The 20,508-nt window shown below is 34.2% G+C and carries 24 protein-coding genes; 15 read left to right on the top strand and 9 right to left on the bottom strand.

What is annotated here, in order from left to right:
- The first annotated feature begins 19 nt into the window (after positions 1-19).
- The 7 genes from JQC67_RS11205 to JQC67_RS11175 all read left to right on the top strand — a co-directional run bounded on the left by JQC67_RS11205 (position 20) and on the right by JQC67_RS11175 (position 5,859).
- The gene (locus JQC67_RS11205; protein ID WP_203252895.1) at positions 20-793 is read left to right on the top strand and encodes a ParA family protein; all 774 of its coding nucleotides are present in this window, start codon (positions 20-22) and stop codon (positions 791-793) included.
- Entirely contained in the window at positions 793-1,695 is a 903-nt protein-coding gene (locus tag JQC67_RS11200) for a ParB/RepB/Spo0J family partition protein (RefSeq protein ID WP_203252894.1), read from the top strand. Before JQC67_RS11205 ends, JQC67_RS11200 begins: the two co-directional genes overlap by 1 nt.
- Positions 1,685-2,335: a DUF5683 domain-containing protein gene (locus tag JQC67_RS11195; RefSeq protein ID WP_394369465.1), complete on the top strand. Its 651-nt coding sequence runs from the start codon at positions 1,685-1,687 to the stop codon at positions 2,333-2,335. Before JQC67_RS11200 ends, JQC67_RS11195 begins: the two co-directional genes overlap by 11 nt.
- A 3-nt stretch (positions 2,336-2,338) precedes the next feature.
- Positions 2,339-3,040, top strand: a complete 702-nt coding sequence (dapB, locus tag JQC67_RS11190) for a 4-hydroxy-tetrahydrodipicolinate reductase (RefSeq protein WP_203252892.1) — start codon at positions 2,339-2,341, stop codon at positions 3,038-3,040.
- A 99-nt stretch (positions 3,041-3,139) separates the two neighbouring features.
- Positions 3,140-4,840: a signal peptidase I gene (gene lepB, locus JQC67_RS11185; protein ID WP_203252891.1), complete on the top strand. Its 1,701-nt coding sequence runs from the start codon at positions 3,140-3,142 to the stop codon at positions 4,838-4,840.
- Between the two features lie 82 nt (positions 4,841-4,922).
- Entirely contained in the window at positions 4,923-5,555 is a 633-nt protein-coding gene (locus tag JQC67_RS11180) for a WbqC family protein (RefSeq protein ID WP_203252890.1), read from the top strand.
- Positions 5,548-5,859 carry a DUF6122 family protein gene (locus tag JQC67_RS11175; RefSeq protein WP_203252889.1) on the top strand — a complete coding sequence of 104 codons (312 nt, stop codon included), beginning with the start codon at positions 5,548-5,550 and terminating at the stop codon, positions 5,857-5,859. Before JQC67_RS11180 ends, JQC67_RS11175 begins: the two co-directional genes overlap by 8 nt.
- On the opposite strand, the gene JQC67_RS11170 is transcribed toward JQC67_RS11175, so the two are convergent.
- From JQC67_RS11170 to JQC67_RS11140, 7 genes are all read right to left on the bottom strand, one after another.
- Positions 5,851-6,876 (bottom strand): endonuclease/exonuclease/phosphatase family protein, encoded by a 1,026-nt coding sequence (locus JQC67_RS11170; protein WP_203252888.1) that lies wholly within the window; start codon positions 6,874-6,876, stop codon positions 5,851-5,853. The two genes, JQC67_RS11175 and JQC67_RS11170, sit on opposite strands and share 9 nt — an antisense overlap.
- Positions 6,877-6,880: 4 nt before the next feature.
- Complete coding sequence (locus JQC67_RS11165; RefSeq protein WP_203252887.1) at positions 6,881-7,762, bottom strand: rhomboid family intramembrane serine protease; 882 nt, start codon at positions 7,760-7,762, stop codon at positions 6,881-6,883.
- 94 nt (positions 7,763-7,856) lie between these two features.
- A complete protein-coding gene (locus JQC67_RS11160; protein WP_203252886.1) occupies positions 7,857-8,606 on the bottom strand; it encodes a rhomboid family intramembrane serine protease in 750 nt (249 codons plus the stop codon).
- A 3-nt stretch (positions 8,607-8,609) separates the two neighbouring features.
- Positions 8,610-10,451 carry a DNA mismatch repair endonuclease MutL gene (mutL, locus tag JQC67_RS11155; RefSeq protein ID WP_203252885.1) on the bottom strand — a complete coding sequence of 614 codons (1,842 nt, stop codon included), beginning with the start codon at positions 10,449-10,451 and terminating at the stop codon, positions 8,610-8,612.
- Positions 10,451-10,750 carry a riboflavin synthase subunit beta gene (locus JQC67_RS11150; RefSeq protein ID WP_203252884.1) on the bottom strand — a complete coding sequence of 100 codons (300 nt, stop codon included), beginning with the start codon at positions 10,748-10,750 and terminating at the stop codon, positions 10,451-10,453. Before JQC67_RS11150 ends, mutL begins: the two co-directional genes overlap by 1 nt.
- Positions 10,751-10,895: 145 nt before the next feature.
- The gene (gene ribH, locus JQC67_RS11145) at positions 10,896-11,378 is read right to left on the bottom strand and encodes a 6,7-dimethyl-8-ribityllumazine synthase (protein WP_203252883.1); all 483 of its coding nucleotides are present in this window, start codon (positions 11,376-11,378) and stop codon (positions 10,896-10,898) included.
- Positions 11,379-11,384: 6 nt separating this feature from the next.
- Positions 11,385-12,152: a tetratricopeptide repeat protein gene (locus JQC67_RS11140; protein ID WP_203252882.1), complete on the bottom strand. Its 768-nt coding sequence runs from the start codon at positions 12,150-12,152 to the stop codon at positions 11,385-11,387.
- 113 nt (positions 12,153-12,265) lie between these two features.
- Here JQC67_RS11140 and recF point away from each other — a divergent pair, with 113 nt between their 5' ends.
- The 4 genes from recF (at position 12,266) to JQC67_RS11120 (ending at position 14,714) form a co-directional block, all read left to right on the top strand.
- Positions 12,266-13,345, top strand: a complete 1,080-nt coding sequence (gene recF, locus JQC67_RS11135) for a DNA replication/repair protein RecF (RefSeq protein ID WP_203252881.1) — start codon at positions 12,266-12,268, stop codon at positions 13,343-13,345.
- A 1-nt stretch (position 13,346) separates the two neighbouring features.
- Positions 13,347-13,778, top strand: a complete 432-nt coding sequence (locus JQC67_RS11130) for a hypothetical protein (protein WP_203252880.1) — start codon at positions 13,347-13,349, stop codon at positions 13,776-13,778.
- On the top strand, positions 13,778-14,074 hold the full coding sequence (locus JQC67_RS11125) for a DUF721 domain-containing protein (RefSeq protein WP_203252879.1): 297 nt from the start codon (positions 13,778-13,780) through the stop codon (positions 14,072-14,074). The genes JQC67_RS11130 and JQC67_RS11125 overlap by 1 nt, the downstream gene beginning before the upstream one ends.
- Before the next feature lie 76 nt (positions 14,075-14,150).
- Positions 14,151-14,714: an HNH endonuclease gene (locus JQC67_RS11120; RefSeq protein WP_203252878.1), complete on the top strand. Its 564-nt coding sequence runs from the start codon at positions 14,151-14,153 to the stop codon at positions 14,712-14,714.
- Between the two features lie 196 nt (positions 14,715-14,910).
- Here the strand turns inward: JQC67_RS11120 and JQC67_RS11115 are convergent, their stop codons facing one another.
- On the bottom strand, positions 14,911-15,330 hold the full coding sequence (locus tag JQC67_RS11115; RefSeq protein WP_203252877.1) for a nucleoside-diphosphate kinase: 420 nt from the start codon (positions 15,328-15,330) through the stop codon (positions 14,911-14,913).
- A 178-nt stretch (positions 15,331-15,508) separates the two neighbouring features.
- Here JQC67_RS11115 and JQC67_RS11110 point away from each other — a divergent pair, with 178 nt between their 5' ends.
- The 4 genes from JQC67_RS11110 to JQC67_RS11095 all read left to right on the top strand — a co-directional run bounded on the left by JQC67_RS11110 (position 15,509) and on the right by JQC67_RS11095 (position 19,413).
- Positions 15,509-16,522, top strand: coding sequence for a DHH family phosphoesterase (locus JQC67_RS11110; protein ID WP_203252876.1), 1,014 nt, complete (start codon positions 15,509-15,511; stop codon positions 16,520-16,522).
- Positions 16,519-17,070, top strand: a complete 552-nt coding sequence (gldI, locus tag JQC67_RS11105) for a gliding motility-associated peptidyl-prolyl isomerase GldI (RefSeq protein WP_203252875.1) — start codon at positions 16,519-16,521, stop codon at positions 17,068-17,070. Before JQC67_RS11110 ends, gldI begins: the two co-directional genes overlap by 4 nt.
- Positions 17,071-17,143: 73 nt before the next feature.
- The gene (locus JQC67_RS11100) at positions 17,144-18,295 is read left to right on the top strand and encodes a peptidylprolyl isomerase (protein ID WP_203252874.1); all 1,152 of its coding nucleotides are present in this window, start codon (positions 17,144-17,146) and stop codon (positions 18,293-18,295) included.
- Between the two features lie 50 nt (positions 18,296-18,345).
- On the top strand, positions 18,346-19,413 hold the full coding sequence (locus JQC67_RS11095; protein ID WP_203252873.1) for a DUF3810 domain-containing protein: 1,068 nt from the start codon (positions 18,346-18,348) through the stop codon (positions 19,411-19,413).
- A gap of 17 nt (positions 19,414-19,430) precedes the next feature.
- Here JQC67_RS11095 and JQC67_RS11090 read toward each other — a convergent pair whose 3' ends face one another.
- Positions 19,431-20,441 (bottom strand): XdhC family protein, encoded by a 1,011-nt coding sequence (locus JQC67_RS11090; RefSeq protein ID WP_203252872.1) that lies wholly within the window; start codon positions 20,439-20,441, stop codon positions 19,431-19,433.
- Between the last annotated feature and the right edge of the window lie 67 nt (positions 20,442-20,508).

Raw genomic sequence — 20,508 nt, 5'->3', positions numbered from 1 at the left:
CCCCTAAATGATGTTGGTCATGGGTAAAATAATTGCAATAGCAAATCAGAAGGGCGGGGTTGGCAAAACTACTACTACAGTTAACTTGGCCGCTTCACTTGGTGTGCTTGAAAAGAAAGTATTACTCATTGATGCAGATCCTCAAGCCAATGCTACATCTGGTCTTGGTATTGATGTAGACAGTGTTGAATCTGGCACGTATCAATTACTTGAGCATTCTATGACTGCTCGAGAAACAATCATCGCTACAGAATCACCCAATGTTGATTTGATTCCGTCGCATATAGATTTAGTCGCAATTGAAATTGAATTGGTTGATAAAGATGAGCGTGAATACATGATGAAGAAGGCAATCACCGAATTAAAAAGTTCGTATGATTATATTCTTATTGATTGTGCACCTTCTTTGGGTCTTTTAACCTTAAATGCATTAACTGCTGCAGATTCAGTGATTATACCTATTCAATGTGAATATTTTGCTCTGGAAGGATTAGGTAAATTATTAAACACTATAAAAAGTGTGCAGAAAATTCATAATCCAGAATTGGATATTGAAGGAATGTTATTGACCATGTATGACTCAAGGCTTCGCTTATCAAATCAAGTTGTAGAAGAAGTACGCAAACACTTTGCTGATATGGTTTTTGATACTATTATTCAACGAAACGTTCGATTAAGTGAAGCACCTAGTTATGGTGAGAGCATTATAAAATACGACGCTAGCAGTAAAGGCGCTACAAATTATCTCAACTTAGCAAATGAAGTTGTTAAGAAAAATATGGAATTGGCATAATGGCAAAAGCTACCAAAAAACAAGCGCTAGGCAGAGGACTTTCAGCACTATTGAAAGACCCTGAAAATGATATACAATCTGTATCGGATAAAAATGCAGATAAAGTTGTTGGTAATATTGTAGAAATTGACATTGATGCTATTGAGGTTAACCCATTTCAACCACGATCTAATTTTAATGATGAAGCGTTACATGAATTAGCAACATCAATTAGAGAACTGGGCGTTATTCAACCCATTACGGTTCGAAAATTAGAATTCAATAAATATCAGTTAGTCTCTGGTGAAAGAAGACATCGCGCTTCAAAACTAGTAGGTCTTGCAACCATACCATCGTATATTAGAATTGCAAATGACCAAGAATCACTAGAAATGGCCTTGGTTGAAAATATTCAAAGACAAGATTTAGACCCCATTGAAATTGCTTTATCGTATCAGCGATTAATTGATGAAATTCAATTAACACAAGAAAAATTAAGCGATCGCATCGGAAAAAAACGCTCAACAATCGCAAATTACATGCGCTTGTTAAAACTAGACCCTATAATTCAAACGGGAATTAGAGATGGTTTTGTTAGTATGGGTCACGGTAGAGCATTGGTGAATATTGAAGATAGAAAAAGCCAAATTGCACTCTATGAAAAAATAGTTGGCCTCGGACTTTCAGTTCGCGATACTGAGAAAGCGGTTAAATTGCTAAAAGAAGGTGGTAACACTAGTGTAAATGCAGCTACAAAAAGTGTAGCACCAGCATTTTCGAGAAGTGGAAAAACCGAATTAGAAAAATTCTTAGACGCAGCTATTTCCATAAAAACATCAGCAAAAGGAAAAGGTAAAATTACCATACCTTTTACTTCTGAAGAAGATTTCAACAGAATCAAAAAAGCAATTACTGGTGCGTAAACTCCTCCTATCTTTTTTGGTAATTCTTTTTTTTATGGGATTGGGGAATGCGCAAGAGCAGAAACCTAAGAATAAAGAAATAGATTCACTTCAAACGGATTTACGTGAAGAAGGCATTGTGCTTCAAGATTCGATTATTGTAAAAAAGAAACCTATAAATCCTTTAGCGCCAAGTAAAGCAGCATTCTATTCTGCTGTGTTTCCTGGATTAGGTCAAATTTATAACAAACGCTATTGGAAAGTTCCAATAGTTTATGGCGCTATTGGTGGTGGAATCTATATGTATTCTTGGAATGACGGCTGGTATGATCGATTCAGAACAGCGTTTAAAAGAAGGCAAGCAGGTTTTACTGATGATGAATTTTATGACCGCGACAATAATAATGCTGTTGGCGCAGAGCCCGATTTCAGCGATGAAGTTTTAGAAAACCAGCAAGAACGTTTTCAAAATGATCGTGATTTATGGCTCGTTGCAACAATTGCTTTATATGCCTTAAATATTGTTGATGCTAATGTTGATGCGCACTTAAAACAATTCAATGTTGACGAAGATCTTAGTTTAGATTTTGAACCTTTTATGGATATTGACCCTGTGACCATGAGTCCGAATTACGGCATGGCATTAGTAATTAAATTTTAATTTATGAGGATAGCACTCTTCGGATACGGCAAAATGGGAAAGATGATTGAACAAGTCGCCTTATCTAGAAATCATGAAATAGTTGCCAAAATTGATGTAGATTCAGACAGTCCTGATTTTAGTAAAATTGATGTAGCAATTGATTTTAGCATGCCTACAGCTGCATTTCAAAATATTAGTCAATGCCTTGAAAATGACGTCCCTATTATCTCAGGAACTACAGGATGGTTAGAAAATTATGAAAATACCGTTGCACTTTGCAATGAAAAAAAAGGTGCTTTCATTTACGCTTCTAACTTTAGTTTGGGTGTAAATGTATTTTTTGAATTAAATGAATATTTGGCTAAAATGATGAATAATCTAAAAGATTATAATATTTCATTAGAAGAAATTCATCACACACAAAAATTAGATGCACCTAGTGGAACAGCCATCACACTCGCTGAAGGGGTAATTGCAAATTCTGATTTTAAGGCATGGGAATTAGACGGAACAGATAAATCTAAAATACCTATTACATCAAAAAGAATTGGTACAACTCCTGGTACCCACACTGTAGATTATAAGAGTGAAATTGATTCTATTGAAATAAAACACACAGCACATAATCGACAAGGTTTTGCTCTAGGTGCGGTTATAGCTGCCGAGTGGATTCATGGAAAAACAGGAGTGTTCTCTATGAAAGATGTGTTAAACCTTGGTTAACAAATGCAATATAATACCAATTAAAATGCTTAATTGCATAACAACTAGTAGTTTACCAAAGCCTACAATCAAATATAGTAGTACCAATACCTTTTACTTATGAACGGAACACAGTGGATTATTTTTATACTAATTGTTCAAGTTATCCACTTTTTGGGCACTTGGAAACTTTATGTAAAAGCTGGTAGAAAAGCATGGGAAGCAGCAATACCTGTATACAATGCAATTGTATTAATGAAAATCATAAACCGACCAAAATGGTGGGTTGTGCTTCTATTCATACCTATTATTAACCTATTAATGTTTCCGGTAATATGGGTTGAGACAATACGAAGTTTTGGTAGAAATAAACTGTGGGAAACTTGGGCAGTTATTCTTTCTCTAGGTTTTTACATCTACTACGTAAATTATGCTTTAGATGTAAAATATGTTGAAAATCGTGATTTAAACCCTAGAACAGCAATGGGCGAATGGGTAAGTTCTATTGTCTTTGCAATAGTTGCTGCAACAATAGTTCATACATATTTTATTCAACCCTATGTAATTCCTACAGGATCATTAGAGCGAACTTTACGTATTGGCGATTTACTGTTTGTAAGTAAGTTTCATTATGGTGCTCGTTTACCAATGACCACTGTAGCTGCTCCAATGGTGCATGATACCATACCTGTACTGGGTGTAAAATCATACTTAAATAAACCGCAATTACCGTATATGAGATTGCCAGGTTTTAAAAAGATTAAGCGCAATGAAATTGTTGTTTTCAGTTGGCCTGCAGATACCGTAAGAAGATTTCATAGAAGTGAAAAAGGTGTTGACAAGCCTATTGACAAGAAATCAAATTATGTAAAACGCTGCGTAGGTTTACCCGGTGATACACTTGAGGTAAGAGACAGTTTTGTTTTCATCAATGGTAAACAAAATATATTACCATATCGTGCTAAACCTATGTATGATCATGAAATTTATGCTAAAAAAGGAGTCTCATCTAAATTTCTAGCAGAAATTGGTGTCACAGATTTTACTAGAAAATACATTGTTGGTAATTTAACTGCCCAACAAGCTGATGTATTGAATAAATATGTCATGGGTGTTAAACCTAGAGAAGATGGTAAGCAAGAAATTTATACCAAAGAAAGTGGTATACCTGTATCGGTAATACGTAAAAATGGAATTGCAATTACCGAAGAAAGTAGTTTATCACGACAAGCAAAGTTGACTGACGAAATGGTAGCAGCTTTAAAAGCGAATGCCCAAATTGATTCAGTAGTTCGTGTAATTTTACCTAAAGGCACAGCAGGTTATAATGTTTTCCCTCAAAGTGCAGACTACCCTTGGAACACCAATCAATTGGGTCCAATATATATTCCTAAGAAAGGAAAAACAGTAGAATTAAATCTCAAGGTTCTTCCGTTATATAAGAAAATCATACGTGATTATGAAGGCAATACTGTTGGTGTAAAAGGTAATCAAGTGACCATTAATGGTGAAGTGGCTGAAAGTTATACTTTCAAGCAAGATTACTACTGGATGATGGGTGATAATCGTGATGGTTCAGAAGATAGTCGTGCTTGGGGTTACGTACCAGAAAATCATATAGTAGGCACACCTATATTCATCTGGATGAGCTTTGACAATTTCAAAGAAGGTATGATTAACTGGCGCCCTCGATGGGACCGTATATTCACAACTGTGCATGGCAGCGGAGAACCAGTTTCATATTTCAAATATTTCTTAATTGCCTTAGTGCTTTATTTTGTGGGTGATTATTTTTGGAAGAAGAAAAAATCAAAAGAGTAAACCCCGTAGAAATTTTAAATTTGGTTTACTAAAAAGCACAATATCTCTTTTTGGCTTAGTTAATAAATATTTAATTTAATCAGTGAAAACTCTTTTACACCCTACATATTTTCCAAATATTTTAAGCTTTGCAACATTAATTCAAAATGATGTTGTTTGGGAAGTTGAAGATAATTTTCAAAAACAAACGTATAGAAATCGATGTGAAATTTGCAACGATCAAGGGCATCATTTACTCAGTATTCCTATAAAACATGTTGGCGGAAAACAAGGTAGACAGAAGTACAAAGATGTGCAAATTGAAAATAGTTATGAATGGCAAAGACAACATTGGCGTACGTTACAGACAGCCTATCGTACTTCACCCTATTTTGAATTCTATGAAGATGAAATAGCTCCTCTCTATAACAATACCTTTGATTTATTACTTGATTATAATATTAAAACTACAACCACAATTTTAGAGTGCCTACAACTTGAATCTTCAATTAACATGACCACTCAATATGAGAAAGCCCCTGATGGGTTTTTGGATGCTCGGTTTTTGGTTAATGCTAGAAAAAAAAGAGAGTTTTCACAGCGTAAATATGAACAAGTTTTTAGTGATAGAAATGACTTTCTAGAAAATAGAAGTATTCTTGATCTTTTATTTAACGAAGGGCCAAACTCAGTTCAGTATTTAAAATCTCAAGATTTAAGCTTTTTCGATGCTTAGATTTCTATTACATTACGGAATACATTTTATTGTTCCGATTGCAATTGGACTTCTATTTTTTCCGAAGGAAAAAAGAACTCAGGTTATTTTGATTTTACTTGCAGGAATACTAATAGATGTTGACCATCTTCTTGCAGATCCTATTTTTTCACCAAACCGATGCAGTATTGGTTTTCACCCGCTTCACACCTATTGGGCCATAGCAATCTATTTTATATTGCTGTTTATCAAGAAGACTAGAATTATTGGCTTAGCACTATTAATTCATATGTTGGCCGACTTAACCGATTGCTGGTTAATTTAAACGGAATGATGCCATAATTGGAAAGTGATCGGAGTACACTTCATTAAAATTCTTATGAGTTACAACCTCAAATCTAGGGTCAGCTAAGATGAAATCAATTCGAACAGGTATTCGATGAAAATTAAAGGTTCTACCGTAACCTTGACCAACTTCATCAAAAGTATCTTTTTTATTCCCTTTAATTAAGTTGTACGTCCTAGAATACTGGTTATTATTGAAGTCTCCACAAATAATAGTTTTATAAGAAACAGATTTACTATGTTCCGCAATAATAGATGCCTGCTTCTCTTGCTTTTCAAACTTTGAAGTTAGTTTCTTGTATAATTTCTGAGAAGAACTCTTTCTTATGATACCACTGCCAGGGGTTATACCTAGTGATTGCATGTGTAAGCTATACACCCGTATCGTATCATTCTGTACCAAAACATCTACATAACATGCATTATTTACGGTATTTGGAAAATACAATGTTTCAGCCTTAATAATTGGGTATTTAGAAAATATACTTAATGATGTTTTAATTTCACCAGTCGGCCTTTCTGAAGCATATTTATGTGGATAATCAAAACTCCGCATTGTATAGGCGTTAGCTGATTCTTGAAGACAAACTATATCAGCACCACTATTTTCAACTAAAGACTCTATATCCTCGAATACGGTGTTACTCTCAATATCTTCAAACTTATTTAATCCGCGTACATTATAACTCAAAATTGTTAAGTCGGTTTTCAATTCTTCTTTTGAATTATCTCCAAATCGTATAAAAGTGCCCAATGTAAAATACCCTAGAAGTAAGACAAAGAAAGAAAGTGTAAATTGTCTCTTAAATTGTAAAAGCCAATACATTAAAAAGATAAGGTTTACGATAACTAATACGGGTGATGCTAAACCTAGAAATGGTAAGAAAGAAATAGTACTAACAGAAACAAACGGACATAAACATGCCATTAGTAATAGCAGGGCTACTAATACATTTATGGTAAAGATGACCTTATTTATAAAGGACAATTTCTTCATTGTGTCAATCTTCTTTACCTGCCTTAAACAAGAAATCTTTTTCTGCCTTCGAAAGACTCTCGTATCCGGACTTACTTATTTTATCTAAAATAGAATCAATTTTACGCTGATGACTTTCCTTTTCGTAATTGACCGTTTTTTTCGCCGGAGAAGCTTTTTGTTTTTTATATACCGTTTTCATTGGTGCCTTTTTTTCTTTTCCTTTGAACATATTAGTTATACCATCAACAAGTCTAGAAAATCCTTCTCCAATATCTTTGCCATTAGCCAATTGTCTTGCATACATATAGCCTAAAAGTGCACCACCTAAATGTGCAATATGACCCCCTGCATTAGTGCCGTACGGAATCTGTATTAAATCTGACAACACAACAAAAGCACCTAAATACCACAACTTTATATTAAAAAAAATCACACGTACTTCTTGATTGGGCATGTAGGTACAGATAAATATTAGCACAGCTGTAACACCGGCTGAAGCACCAATTATTCCAGAAGTGGCAATACCCAATAGACCGGGCATTACATTATAACTGAACATAAATAAAAGTCCCCCTGCAATTACTCCTAAGAAATATACATTGACAAACTTTCGATGATTAAAAAGATTCAAGAATATGCGTCCAGAAAAATACAATAGCAGCATATTAAACAAGAGATGCATTAAACTACCATGAAAAAAGGAATACGTTATAAGCGACCACGGTTGACTCAAAAAATCAAAAAACTCCTTAGGCAATTCAAACCAGCGGTCAATACCATTCTTTGGCAGGCCTAACAAAAATGGTATCAATGCGTTGACTATATAAATCAAAACGTTGATTGCAATTAGCTTTTCAGCAATGCTTAATGTGGTGTATTTATATCCTAGTCCGCCTGTATTCATTTATTTCTTCTCTGCTATTTCCCTCAATTTATTAATCGATAATAATACATCAATCAAAACTGCTTTGTATCAATTTATACGTTAACTATAAAAATTAACGGTCCCATCGTCTATCATTAAAACTATTTTTTTTCCAAAACCACATCATTATAGCACCAATAATTGCGCCGCCAACATGGGCCATATAAGCCGTATTACTAGGACTAAAAAAGGACTGTCCACTAACGGCAGAAATAACATCTAACAAAATAATACCTGGTATAAAATATTTAGCTTTTATTGGAATGGGTAAAAATATCATCATTAATTCAGCATTTGGGTTCATCATGCCAAAAGCTGCTAAAATACCCATAATACATCCAGAAGCTCCTACCATTGAGGCATTATAAATAGGATATAACTCTTGCAATAATGCCAATTGATTACCCACTAATTCTACATTGGTCTGATTTGTTGTCAGCATATCAATCACTTGTAATCCTGTTAAACCAGAATCAACCAATTCAGTAAAAGCAGGAAGGTAATTGAAATAATAATAACCCAATTGAAATAGTACTGCTCCTAAACCTGCAGAGAAATACAAAAATATAAACTTGTTCTTGCCTAAACTACGTTCTACAGGCGTACCAAACATCCACAGACCAAACATGTTGAACAAGATATGTGAAAAGCCACCGTGCATAAACATGTGCGTAGCAATCTGCCAAAAACCAAAATTTGCATTCTGAGGAAACCACAGTGCAAACCATTGATACATTTGATCACCATAAATTTGAGTGGCCACAAAAAAGAGCACATTTATAATTAGCAAATGTTTTACAGTATCTGTAATTTGAAAATTCATCTATTAAAATTTATTAGAAATATCGTTCTCTGTAATTGTAATATAAATTCTTTTATTAAATGGACTTACCGTTGTTTCTTTACATGCAAATAAATCATTAACCAACGCCAACTGCGAATCTTGATCTAATTGATCACCAGTTTTAATTGCCAAAGCCTTGCTTAATGATTTTGACAACCGATCAGTTTGCGAAAAACTCTCACCTACAGTTTGTTCTCTAAAGTCGGTTAAAAGCTGATCTAACACTTGTGCTACGTCGGTTTCCGTCATGGAAACAGGCACACCTTTTATCTGCACAGATTCGTCATTTAATTCACCAAAGGCAAAACCCAACGCGTGTAAATCTTCTTTTATTAAAGCTAATTCGCCAATCTCGTTTTTCGTAAAACTTAATTCTAAGGGGAATAATAATTGTTGGCTCACGGCATCTGCCGAGGTACCGTGCTTTAAGAAACGCTCATACAATACACGCTGATGCGCTCTACCTTGATCAATAATTAACATACCTGACCGAACAGTAGTTACCACATACTTTCTATGTAATTGAAAGGTGGTACTTACTGATAATAATTCATCTTCGTCGTTTTCAAAAACAGATCCTGTTATTGTTTCTGACTCAAAACTCAAACTACTAAAATCAACATCTTGCCCCACTTTTGATTCAAGACCTACATAAAGACTTTCCCAACCTTTTGTTGATTTTTTTCGAGGCATTTGCGCGGTATTACTTTTACTTTCTGCAAATGGATTATAAGCTGAATCTACTTCAACCTTCGGAATTTCAGCTCCTTTATTAGTATATGAATACGGTACTTCAAGATTTTGATCTTGTTCAAAATCAAGTGCAGGAACCACACTAAACTGACCCAAACTATGTTTTACAGTTGACCTGATAATTGCATAAAGTGTATGTTCATCATCAAACTTAACTTCGGTTTTTGTAGGATGAATATTGATATCAATACTACCTGGATCTACATCTAAATATAAAAAATAACCAGGGTGTGTACCTGATTTTATGAGTCCCTCAAAAGCCGCTACTATAGCATGATTCAAATACGGACTTTTAATAAAACGATTATTGACAAAGAAAAACTGCTCACCCCTACTCTTCTTAGCAAATTCAGGTTTATTAATAAAACCAGAAATTTTGACAACCTGTGTTTCTTCTTCAACAGGCACTAATTTTTGATTTGCACGTGTGCCAAAAACACCAACAATACGCTGTCTTAAATTAGAGCTAGGTAAATTAAACAACTCACTGCCGTTATAATAATATTGAAAAGCTATCTGCGGATGTGCTAAAGCTACCCTATGAAACTCATCGGTGATATGTCGTAATTCTACCTGATTCGACTTCAAAAAATTTCGCCGAGCCGGAATATTGAAAAATAAATGTTTTACTGAAATTGAAGTACCCTTAGGTGTAGCGCAAGTTTCTTGAAAAATAATCTTACTTCCTTCAATTTTTAAATGTGTACCTATTTCATCTTGTTCAGGCTTCGTTTGCATTTCAACATGTGCTATGGCCGCAATTGATGCCAATGCTTCACCACGAAAGCCTTTTGTACCTAATTTAAAAAGATCTTCTGCACTTTGAATTTTTGATGTAGCATGTCGTTCAAAACTTAAACGAGCATCAGTAACACTCATGCCAATACCGTCATCTACAACCTGAATTAAGGTTTTACCACCTTCTTTTACGATAAGTTTTATAGTACTTGCCCCCGCATCAATAGCATTTTCCAACAGCTCTTTTACAACAGAAGCAGGTCTTTGAACAACCTCACCTGCAGCAATTTGATTCGCAACATGGTCAGGCAAAAGTTTTATGATATCTGCCATTATTGCGGAAAAAATATAGAAATATCAAAATCTATAACATATAGAAAAGCAAAAAGCAAAATTGCTATAATTACAATCATTCGCAACCTCAGGTTTTTATCACCTTCTTTGCGCATATCTTCTATTGCATTGCCAAATTTACCCTTGAGACCTCTAGTTACATGAGCTGTAGTTCTATACTTATCAAATCGGTGTTCTAACTTATACGGACTACCTTCCCCCTTATCGTCATAGTAACGCGGAGAATAATCGAACGTCTTGTTCTTACCTAACTTCGTAAATTTTCTAAGAAAACTCATAGATTCCAAAGTTAATTAAAATCAAAAAATATGCCGTATTTCAACAGCCAAATTTTGTTAATAGTAAGTTTTACAAAGTATATTGGGTAAGAAAGCACTGAATCTGCAGTCTTAGCAAGTTAAAACTTAAGATTCTAAGTTGCTATTAAGCTCCTAAAGTTGCCATTTTAATAGCAGCAATTGCCGCTTCTGCACCTTTATTACCATGCTTACCACCACTGCGATCAATGGCTTGTTGCATGTTATTATCTGTAAGAACACAGAAAATTACCGGAGTATCATATTTTACATTTAAATCTTTAATGCCCTGAGCAACGCCACTACATACAAAATCAAAATGTTTGGTTTCACCCTGAATTACGCTACCAATTGCAATTACGGCATCAACTTCATTGGAGGTGAGCATTTTTTTACAGCCATAGGTCAATTCATAGCTTCCAGGTACATTCCACCTAATGATGTTTTCAGTCTGAGCCCCACAATCTAAAAGCGCAGCTTCAGCACCAGAAAAAAGGCCTTCCGTTATTTCATCGTTCCATTCAGAAACAACAATTCCGAATCGAAGAGACTTCGCATTCGGAATTTTATTTTTATCGTAAAATGATAGATTTTTATTCGCTGTAGCCATTAGTGCTTATTTACCACTTTTAGCCATACCTATAAAAGCATCAATTGTACTAGCTTCGTCAGATTTTGAAAAATCATTTTTTACTCTTTCAAAATACTGAAGTGCTTTGTCTTTTTGTCCTAATTCTAAAGCTGCAACACCTGCTTTGTATAAAAATTTAGGTGTTGTATAATCGTTAAGGCTATGATTCATTGCACTTTCATAATAACCAAGTGCATCACCAGGTTGATTTAATTGCATAAACGCATCACCTAAACCACCCTTAGCTAAAGCACCGAGAATTGCATCTTCTGATGAAAATTTTTCAAGATGACCTATTGCTTCTTGGTATTTCTGCATATTCAAATATGCCATACCTGCAGAATAATTTGCAAGATTAGCAGATTTTGTACCCGCATACTCATCAATTATATCTAAAAACCCGTATTTACCTTCACCACCGTTAAGCGCAAGATTAAAAAGTGAATCTTTAGCTGTTGTATTACTCAATGCCTCATCAAAATATTGTTGAGGATAATACATTTCATTTGCTGCATTCGCTTCTTTTGGGCCTTGTACAAACTGGTTGTACGCCAAATAACCAAGAACACCTACCGCAATTACACCAATTATACCTAAAATATAGTTTTGGTTTTTAGCTACCCAGGCTTCCGTTCTAGAAGCACTTTCGTCTAATGTGCTAAATACTTCAGCAGTAGTACTTTCTTGTGTATCAAGCTGTTGTTCTTCAACTTTATTTTTAGGTTTGTCCCCTCTTTTCTTGTATGTTGCCATTAGAATTTTTGATTATCGCGCAAAAATAAAGTTTTTATCGAAAACCAGAGATGAATTTATCCGTTATTTTTCGATAATTTGCACACCCTTATCTTCAAAAAACACTTTAAAAAATGCGTCTCGACAAACTTTCGCTACTTAATTACAAGAATTTTGACTCATCTGATTTTGAGTTTGATGCGAAAATCAACTGTTTTGTAGGGGCAAATGGCATCGGCAAAACCAATATTTTAGATTCTGTTTATCACCTTGCTTTCGGCAAAAGTTATTTCAACCCAATTAGTAGCCAGAATATCAAACATGGCGAACAGTTTTTTGTGATTGACGGAGAATTCACACTAAAAGACCGCAGTGAGAAAATTGTATGCAGCTTAAAAAAAGGAGCCAAAAAAGTTATCAAACGCAATGGTAAATTATATGATCGTCTTTCGGATCATATTGGTTTATTGCCATTGGTAATAATTTCACCTGCTGATCGCGATCTTATTATAGAAGGTAGTGATACCCGTAGAAAGTTTATTGACGGCGTTATATCACAATCAGACAAATCATATTTAGAAGCATTATTAAAATACAATAAGGTTTTAACACAGCGTAATGCGCTTTTAAAATACTTTGCTGTAAATAGAACTTTTGACGCCAAAGCATTAGCAGTCTACAATGAGCAATTGAATGAATATGGTCAAATAATTTTTGAAAAACGCGAGGCTTTTATGGCCATTTTTATTCCGATTTTTAAAAAGCAATATGAAGAAATTTCTGGTGGCAATGAAGAAGTTTCATTAAGCTATCAAAGTAAAGTGTCTGAAGAAAACATGTTAACCCTACTTGAAAAAAATATTGAACGAGATCGAGCGTTGCAATACACATCTGTAGGGGTACATAAAGATGATTTGAGTTTCGAAATTGAAGAACATCCTATTAAAAAATTTGGTAGCCAAGGACAGCAAAAATCGTTTTTAATAGCATTAAAATTTGCGCAATTCTATTTTATTAAAGAGCAGGCAAAGACTACACCTATTTTATTGTTGGATGATATTTTTGATAAGTTAGATGAAAATAGAGTCGCCCATATCATTGCTTTAGTAGACAATGAAAATTTTGGACAAATTTTTCTTAGTGATACGCATGCAGATCGCACAGAGAACATCGTTAAAAATATACATCAATCTTATAAAATTTTTAAATTGTAGAATGAGAAAATTGACCGTTTTACTACTAATTCTTGTCTTTGGATGCAAAGGCAAATTAACTGAAAACGAACTTCCTTTGCTGAATGGTTATTGGGAAATATCAGAAGTAATTTTCCCCGATGGAAACACTAAAGAATACGGCGTTAATACTAGCGTCGATTTTATTAAATTAGAAGACCAAAAAGGATATCGAAAAAAGGTGCAACCTAAATTTGATGGTACTTTTGATACGTCAAATGATGCTGACATGTTCGTAATAATAGAAAGCGAAAATGGCTATTCTATTAATTATACAAATGATAGTAGTTCAAATTTGGTAGAACAACGCTCAGAACAAATAGTTAGCCTATCTGAAAGTGAATTTACAGTGCGAAATTTAGACGGACTCACCTATCGCTATAAGCGGTTTGAACCAATTAATATTCAAAAATAATGGCCAAACGAAGAAATGAACATATTAACATGGGCCAGGCCTTAAATGAATTTATCAAAGAAAATCGCCTTGAAAAAGGAATAGACAAGGTTGATGCGCGTGAAGCTTGGGTGAAATTAATGGGTAACGGGGTTAACAATTATACCACCGCCGTAGAATTACGTGATAGCACTTTATATGTTTCACTTTCATCATCAGTGCTACGTGAAGAACTCAGCATGGGCAAATCAAAGATAATTTCAATGCTCAACGAAGAACTTGGTAAGGATTTAGTGCGAAGATTGGTTTTAAGGTAACTTAATAGTAACTAGTTTTTATTATTGGTTAGCTACAATTTGAACTAATTAAAAACGACTTAAATATCTCAGAAATATGGCTGTATACAATACCACTTCTGATTCAGCAAACACTGCAGTTAGGGCCTTATTGACCAAAATTGGAGAGTATTATCTTAAAAAATCCTTTAATACTGGCTCTGGAAAAGGAAAAAAAGATTGGGAGAAAATTAGGGACATATATTTTTATGGAAAATGCTCTTATTGTGAAAGAGGAGATTTAAAGTTACAAGTCGAACATTTAATAATGTTCAATAGAACTGAATACGGATTACATCACCCAGGAAATATAGCACCAGTGTGCAATGACTGTAATAAAAGAAGAAAAAGTGAAAACAAAAACTATCTTGATTGGGAAGGACAATTAAAGCAGATTTGCAAAGAAAGGAATGAATTAGATTTATTTCACACTAGAAAAAAAAGAATACTTTATCATATGAATGAAAGTGAATATAAATATCCTAATCTCACAGATGCAGAAAAACACGCTATTCGTGTAATTGCTAACTCCCTATATGAAAACATCAAAACAGAAAGTGAAAAATCATTAAACTTATATAAAGAATTAGATGAAGCATTTGTTAACAATAATAAATTGTAGCTTTCATTATCTTACCACAAATATCGCCGATTATTAATGTTCAAAACTACTCAGAATTGGTTAGTCCCTTTTTAGACATAAAATTAGCTTTCACTTAGCCATTAGTAATGCTTATACAGACCATTAATAACGAACAAAAAAAATCTGTCAAACCCTTAGGTCTAACAGATTTTAAAATATGTATTCTTACGGTAAACTAGTAAATATCTCTGCCTGCAAAGTGAAATGTACCTTCAATAGCCGCATTTTCATCACTATCAGAACCGTGAACAGCATTTTCAGCAATATCGGTAGCAAATAACTTGCGAATTGTACCTTCTGCAGCCTCTGCTGGGTTTGTAGCTCCAATTAATGCACGAAAATCTTCAACTGCATTGTCTTTCTCTAAAATTGCAGAAACAATTGGGCCTCTGGTCATAAATTCAACCAATTCACCATAAAATGGGCGCTCTTTATGCACGGCATAAAATTCTTGCGCATCTCTTTTGCTTAGTTGTGTATATTTTAATGCCACAATTTTGAATCCGGCTGAAGCTATTTTGTCTAAAATAGCACCTATATGTCCATTTTCAACGGCATCAGGCTTAATCATGGTAAACGTTCTATTGGTAGTCATACTATAAAATTTTTTGCAAAAATACGGTTCTTCATAAGAACCCACAACCTTTTCAATTTCTGCTATTACCACCAATATCTATTTTAATATATTTCAACCCCTTGAGCCTTATAAGAGCTTAGCACTATTTTTAGACACTTCTATTTCTGAATATGTTAATAGTTGTATCTTTGCGCCCATGAATTTGCAGGATATACAGGCGGTAAAAGAACTAATTTCAACACCCCAAAAAATTGTCATAGTACCTCACAAAAACCCAGATGGTGATGCCATTGGATCTACTGTGGCTTTATGGCATTTTTTAAAGCGTAAACAGCAAGATGTTGTTGTGGTTTCACCAAATGACTTCCCTGATTTTTTAAAATGGATACCAGGTAACGAGCACATTCTTAATTTTGAAAAAGAAAATTCTCAAGCGAGAGAAAAAATATCAGCTGCTTCATTAATCTTTACTTTAGATTTTAATCACTTCAGCAGAACTGGTCAAATGCAAGATTTTTTAGATTCTGCTACGGCAGATTTTATTATGATTGACCATCATCAATCACCTTCAGATTATGCCAAAATCACCTATTCTGATGTGAGAATGAGCTCTACATGTGAAATGATTTATAATTTCATTGCGTATTTAGATGAAACCGATAAAATCACTCCAGAAATAGCTACTTGTTTGTATACCGGAATTATGACCGATACTGGTTCTTTTAAATTTCGTTCTACAACAAGTAAAACACACAGAGTTGTTGCTGAACTCATGGATAAAGGTGCCCAGAACACTGAGATACATCACCATATATATGATACCAATAGCCCCAGTAGAATGAAGCTACTAGGCATTGCACTGAATAACATGGTGTTGTTAGAAGATTATCACACGGCTTATATCACACTTACACAAGATGAACTTAATTCTTGTAATTATAAAAAAGGTGATACAGAAGGATTTGTAAATTACGGCTTAACCTTAAAAGGAATTAAATTTGCTGTGATTTTTATCGAGAATAGTGAAGAAGGAATTATCAAAATTTCATTCCGATCAGTTGGCGAATTTTCGGTAAATCAATTTGCTAGAAATCATTTTGAAGGTGGTGGTCATGACAATGCTGCTGGTGGAAAAAGTGATTTATCAATTAACGAAACGGTTGAAAAATTCACGAAATTATTAGAAAACTATAAAAATGATTTAGCATGAGAAATGTATTTCTAATTCTTCTCATAATGGTTTTAGTGGTTAGTTGTGGTGGTCCAGAACCTAGAAAACCTGTAAAAGTTACCTCTGCTAGTTTTTATAAAAAATCTGCTGAACGAAGCAGATTGTTATTAGAACGTGAAGAAAAATTGATACAAGAAATTATAGCAAATGATACTGCCAACACGTATCAAATAAGTTCTAGCGGCTCATGGTTTACCTATATAAAGAAAAACGAACAAGACATCAACACAGCTCAAACAAATGACTTGGTGACTATGACGTACAATCTTATTTCTTTTGATAATGACACTATTTATTCTATGCAGGATATTGGTATCATAACGTATAAAGTAGATAAGCAAGAATTGTTTCAAGGTCTGCGTGATGCTGTTAAACTTTTGAAAGAAAATGAGACAGCAACATTTTTATTTCCTTCGTCGTTTGCTTATGGCTACCCTGGTGATCATGAAAAAATTGGAGCTAACGTACCGCTAAAATCAACTCTTGCTGTTATTAAAATTGAGAAACCACAAGATAGTATCAGATAAAATCTCACGTTCCCTTTTAGTCAATAAGAAATCATTTAACCTAATAAACGTAATTTAAATTTAAGATTAGAATATGAAGAAAACAAGTCTATTAATCGCACTAGTTGCGGTGTTATTTAGTAGTTGTAAAAGCCAATATTCCGATTTAGGCGATGGCCTCTTTGCTAATATTCAAACTGATAAAGGTGACATGATTGTTAAACTTGAAAAAGATTTGACTCCTGTTACTGTTGCCAATTTCGTTACACTGGCTGAAGGTACTAGTCCGTTTGTGAGCGAGAACTTTAAAGGAAAAAAATATTACGACGGCGTAACTTTCCACAGAGTTATGAAAGATTTTATGATTCAAGGTGGTGACCCAACAGCTACAGGTACTGGTAACCCAGGATACAAATTTGCTGATGAGTTAACTGATTCTTTACATCATGATAAAGCTGGAATTCTTTCAATGGCAAATTCAGGTTTTCAAACTAACGGAAGTCAATTTTTTATCACACATAAAGCTACTCCACATTTAGACGGCTATGCAAATGGTTTTCTTAAGCAATGTAAAAACCCAAGAGTGAGCTGCCATACTGTTTTTGGTGAGGTTGTTGAAGGTATGGATGTTTTAGATTCAATAGCCAATGTAAAAGTAGCACCAGGCGATAAACCAATTGACCCAGTTGCAATGAAAACAGTAACCATTATTAGAAATGGTAAAGAAGCTAAAAATTTCGATGCAGTTGAAGTTATGACACAATATTTTGCTGATGAAGAAGCTAAAATAGCAGCCCTCAACAAAATGAAAGCAGAATTCGCAACAGAAATGGCTGAGCAAAAAACTAAAGCTGAAGAATTACCTTCTGGACTTAAAATTCTAAAGCTTAAAGAGGGTACTGAAGAAAAACCTAAAATTGGGCAAAAAGTACTGATTTACTATGCAGGATATTTACCTGATGGTTCTTTATTTGATAGTAATTACGCCGATGTTGCACAAAAATATGGCATCTTTGATGAGAACAATCCTTATTCGCCAATGCCGTTGGTTTGTAGTCCGGATGCTGGGGTAATTGCCGGATTTAAAGAAGCAATGCTTAGCATGAAAATTGGTGATAAAGTTCGAGTATTCATTCCGCCACATTTAGGCTATGGTGCGCAAGGTTTAGGACAGGTTATTCCTCCAAGTTCTGATTTGATATTTGATTTAGAAATTTCGGGTTTAGCACAAGCTCCAAATAACTAAAGAAAAAGAGGCTTGTAAAACAAGCCTCTTTTTTTTACTCCATTATTGCTATGAGATTATCATTAAAAAATTTAATTGCAATCGCTATTGTACCTCAAATTCTTTTGGTGAAATGGTTAGCGAGCAAACCTGATTTAATTGAGAACTATTATAGCAATGGCATCTACCCATTAATCAGCCAAATATTTAGGACCCTTTTAGGTTGGATACCTTTCTCGGTAGGTGATATTCTTTATGCTATTTTAATCATTTTAGCACTTAAATATCTAATTAGAAATAGACAGAAAATACGGTACAATCTTTTATCTTTTGCTCGTGATATAGTAATGGTTTTATCTATAGCCTATTTCACTTTTCATCTTTTATGGGGACTAAACTATCACAGGCAACCCATCAACAAACACTTAAATATTGAAATTACTTATACGCAATCTGAGCTTGTTGAATTTACAAGTGCATTAATTGAAAAATCAAATACCCTACAATTTCAAATCACCTCTGATACAGCACTAGCGGTTAATTTTCCTTATTCAAAAAGTGAAGTATTAAAAATGACCGAAATCGGATACAAGAATTTAGGTTTAAAATATCCTGAATGGCACTACCCTGCTCCTAGTATTAAAAAATCATTATTTAGTACTGCACTTACTTACATGGGATATGGTGGTTATTTAAATCCGTTTACCAATGAAGCACAAGTAAATGGTCTAATTCCGAAATTTAGATTTCCTTTTATTGGCAGTCATGAAGTTGGACATCAATTGGGATATTCTGCAGAAAACGAAACAAATTTTATTGGGTACTTAGCCGCAATAAGCAATGAAGACTTATATTTTCAATACTCGGCTTATACCTATATGATTGGGTATTGTTTAAATGACTTACAAGTCAATGACAAGGAAACCTTCAACCGTTTATATGCAACATTAAATCCCGGAATATTAAAAAACTACCAAGAAGTAACTGATTTTTGGTTGGCACATGCAAACCCCTTAGAACCTGTTTTTAAATCGGTATTTAATTCCTTCCTTAAAGCAAATAATCAAAAAGATGGTATTGAAAGTTATAGCAAAGTGGTAGCCTTGCTAATTAATTATCATCAGAAATATCCGCTCTAATTTTTTTAGGTAAAAGTTTAACTGTGTATCCCGCCTAATTTATCCTTCAGTAAAATGGGCTTCTGATTGCGTACTACCGAAAGGATTTCTGCTAATATGGATACTGCAATTTCCTGCGCTGTTTCCGCCCCTATATTAATTCCTGACGGACCATAAACTCGATTTAATAATTCCTCATTTACCTCGGGAGTTCTTTCAATAAGTTCGTTTAACAATTTTTCTCGTCGTTTGGAAGGCCCCAAAATACCTAGATATATTGGTAACGAATCTTTTAATGCTAATAAGTACTTTAAATCACGAACGTAACTATGTGTCATTAATATAACGGCTGTGTTTTCATCAACAATTTCGGCAGAAAACATTTCTGGCTCTACCGATAACATTTGTTTAATTCCCGGAAAATCTGCCTTTGTTTTTTCTTCCGATGCCGCGGCTACAACAGTGACTTCCCATCCAGTATTTGATGCAAATAACCCCAACTGTACAGCATCATGTTCGGCACCAACAATCACCAATTGAAAACAAGGTTTTTTTATTTCCTTGAAAACTAAAAAACCCTCTTTCTTTTTAAATGATTCTCTAAGGGAATATTCTGCACCTAATAAATTAAATAACGTGCCCATATTTTCATTCTCCCCTACATCCTTTAGATAATAAGATGTAATATTAAAATCTATACGTTTATCTAGAATACTCCCAAATGCTTTTAAAAATTCTTCATTAGGATTAAAGGGTTCAATTAAAATATATAATATGCCTTCACAACCCAATCGATAACGCCCATCATAAGTCATCATCTTAGCGATACCACTTGTAAAAACACTTTGCGCTTGATTTAATATTTCCTTTTCCACGCATCCACCACTTACTGCGCCAGTCAATAAACCATCTTCTTGCAATAACATGCGTACACCTGGTTTTCGATACGAAGACCCATCTAAATCTACTACCGTAGCCATAGCGGTTTTCAAACGCTTCCTTTTTGCTACTAAAAATGCTGCTACAATATTTTTTAATTCATGTGTCATACTAAGAGCAAGTTATTAAAATAATAGGTTTGTGAGCAAATTATGTGATTTGATTATCACGAAAGTT

Source organism: Aurantibacter crassamenti, assembly GCF_016811105.1.
Classification (GTDB): domain Bacteria; phylum Bacteroidota; class Bacteroidia; order Flavobacteriales; family Flavobacteriaceae; genus Aurantibacter_A; species Aurantibacter_A crassamenti.
This window is presented reverse-complemented; position numbering and strand designations above follow the sequence as displayed.

Bases quoted from the DNA above. Each gene is read 5' to 3' on its own strand.
- recF (WP_203252881.1), top strand. From the start codon at position 12,266: ATGCGTCTCGACAAACTTTCGCTACTTAATTACAAGAATTTTGACTCA.
- JQC67_RS11125 (WP_203252879.1), top strand. From the start codon at position 13,778: ATGGCCAAACGAAGAAATGAACATATTAACATGGGCCAGGCCTTAAAT.
- JQC67_RS11165 (WP_203252887.1), bottom strand. From the start codon at position 7,762: ATGAATACAGGCGGACTAGGATATAAATACACCACATTAAGCATTGCT.
- JQC67_RS11205 (WP_203252895.1), top strand. From the start codon at position 20: ATGGGTAAAATAATTGCAATAGCAAATCAGAAGGGCGGGGTTGGCAAA.
- ribH (WP_203252883.1), bottom strand. From the start codon at position 11,378: ATGGCTACAGCGAATAAAAATCTATCATTTTACGATAAAAATAAAATT.
- gldI (WP_203252875.1), top strand. From the start codon at position 16,519: ATGAGAAATGTATTTCTAATTCTTCTCATAATGGTTTTAGTGGTTAGT.
- JQC67_RS11115 (WP_203252877.1), bottom strand. From the start codon at position 15,330: ATGACTACCAATAGAACGTTTACCATGATTAAGCCTGATGCCGTTGAA.
- mutL (WP_203252885.1), bottom strand. From the start codon at position 10,451: ATGGCAGATATCATAAAACTTTTGCCTGACCATGTTGCGAATCAAATT.
- JQC67_RS11095 (WP_203252873.1), top strand. From the start codon at position 18,346: ATGAGATTATCATTAAAAAATTTAATTGCAATCGCTATTGTACCTCAA.
- JQC67_RS11130 (WP_203252880.1), top strand. From the start codon at position 13,347: ATGAGAAAATTGACCGTTTTACTACTAATTCTTGTCTTTGGATGCAAA.
- JQC67_RS11170 (WP_203252888.1), bottom strand. From the start codon at position 6,876: ATGAAGAAATTGTCCTTTATAAATAAGGTCATCTTTACCATAAATGTA.
- JQC67_RS11110 (WP_203252876.1), top strand. From the start codon at position 15,509: ATGAATTTGCAGGATATACAGGCGGTAAAAGAACTAATTTCAACACCC.
- JQC67_RS11140 (WP_203252882.1), bottom strand. From the start codon at position 12,152: ATGGCAACATACAAGAAAAGAGGGGACAAACCTAAAAATAAAGTTGAA.
- JQC67_RS11100 (WP_203252874.1), top strand. From the start codon at position 17,144: ATGAAGAAAACAAGTCTATTAATCGCACTAGTTGCGGTGTTATTTAGT.
- lepB (WP_203252891.1), top strand. From the start codon at position 3,140: ATGAACGGAACACAGTGGATTATTTTTATACTAATTGTTCAAGTTATC.
- dapB (WP_203252892.1), top strand. From the start codon at position 2,339: ATGAGGATAGCACTCTTCGGATACGGCAAAATGGGAAAGATGATTGAA.
- JQC67_RS11090 (WP_203252872.1), bottom strand. From the start codon at position 20,441: ATGACACATGAATTAAAAAATATTGTAGCAGCATTTTTAGTAGCAAAA.
- JQC67_RS11175 (WP_203252889.1), top strand. From the start codon at position 5,548: ATGCTTAGATTTCTATTACATTACGGAATACATTTTATTGTTCCGATT.
- JQC67_RS11200 (WP_203252894.1), top strand. From the start codon at position 793: ATGGCAAAAGCTACCAAAAAACAAGCGCTAGGCAGAGGACTTTCAGCA.
- JQC67_RS11160 (WP_203252886.1), bottom strand. From the start codon at position 8,606: ATGAATTTTCAAATTACAGATACTGTAAAACATTTGCTAATTATAAAT.
- JQC67_RS11120 (WP_203252878.1), top strand. From the start codon at position 14,151: ATGGCTGTATACAATACCACTTCTGATTCAGCAAACACTGCAGTTAGG.
- JQC67_RS11150 (WP_203252884.1), bottom strand. From the start codon at position 10,750: ATGAGTTTTCTTAGAAAATTTACGAAGTTAGGTAAGAACAAGACGTTC.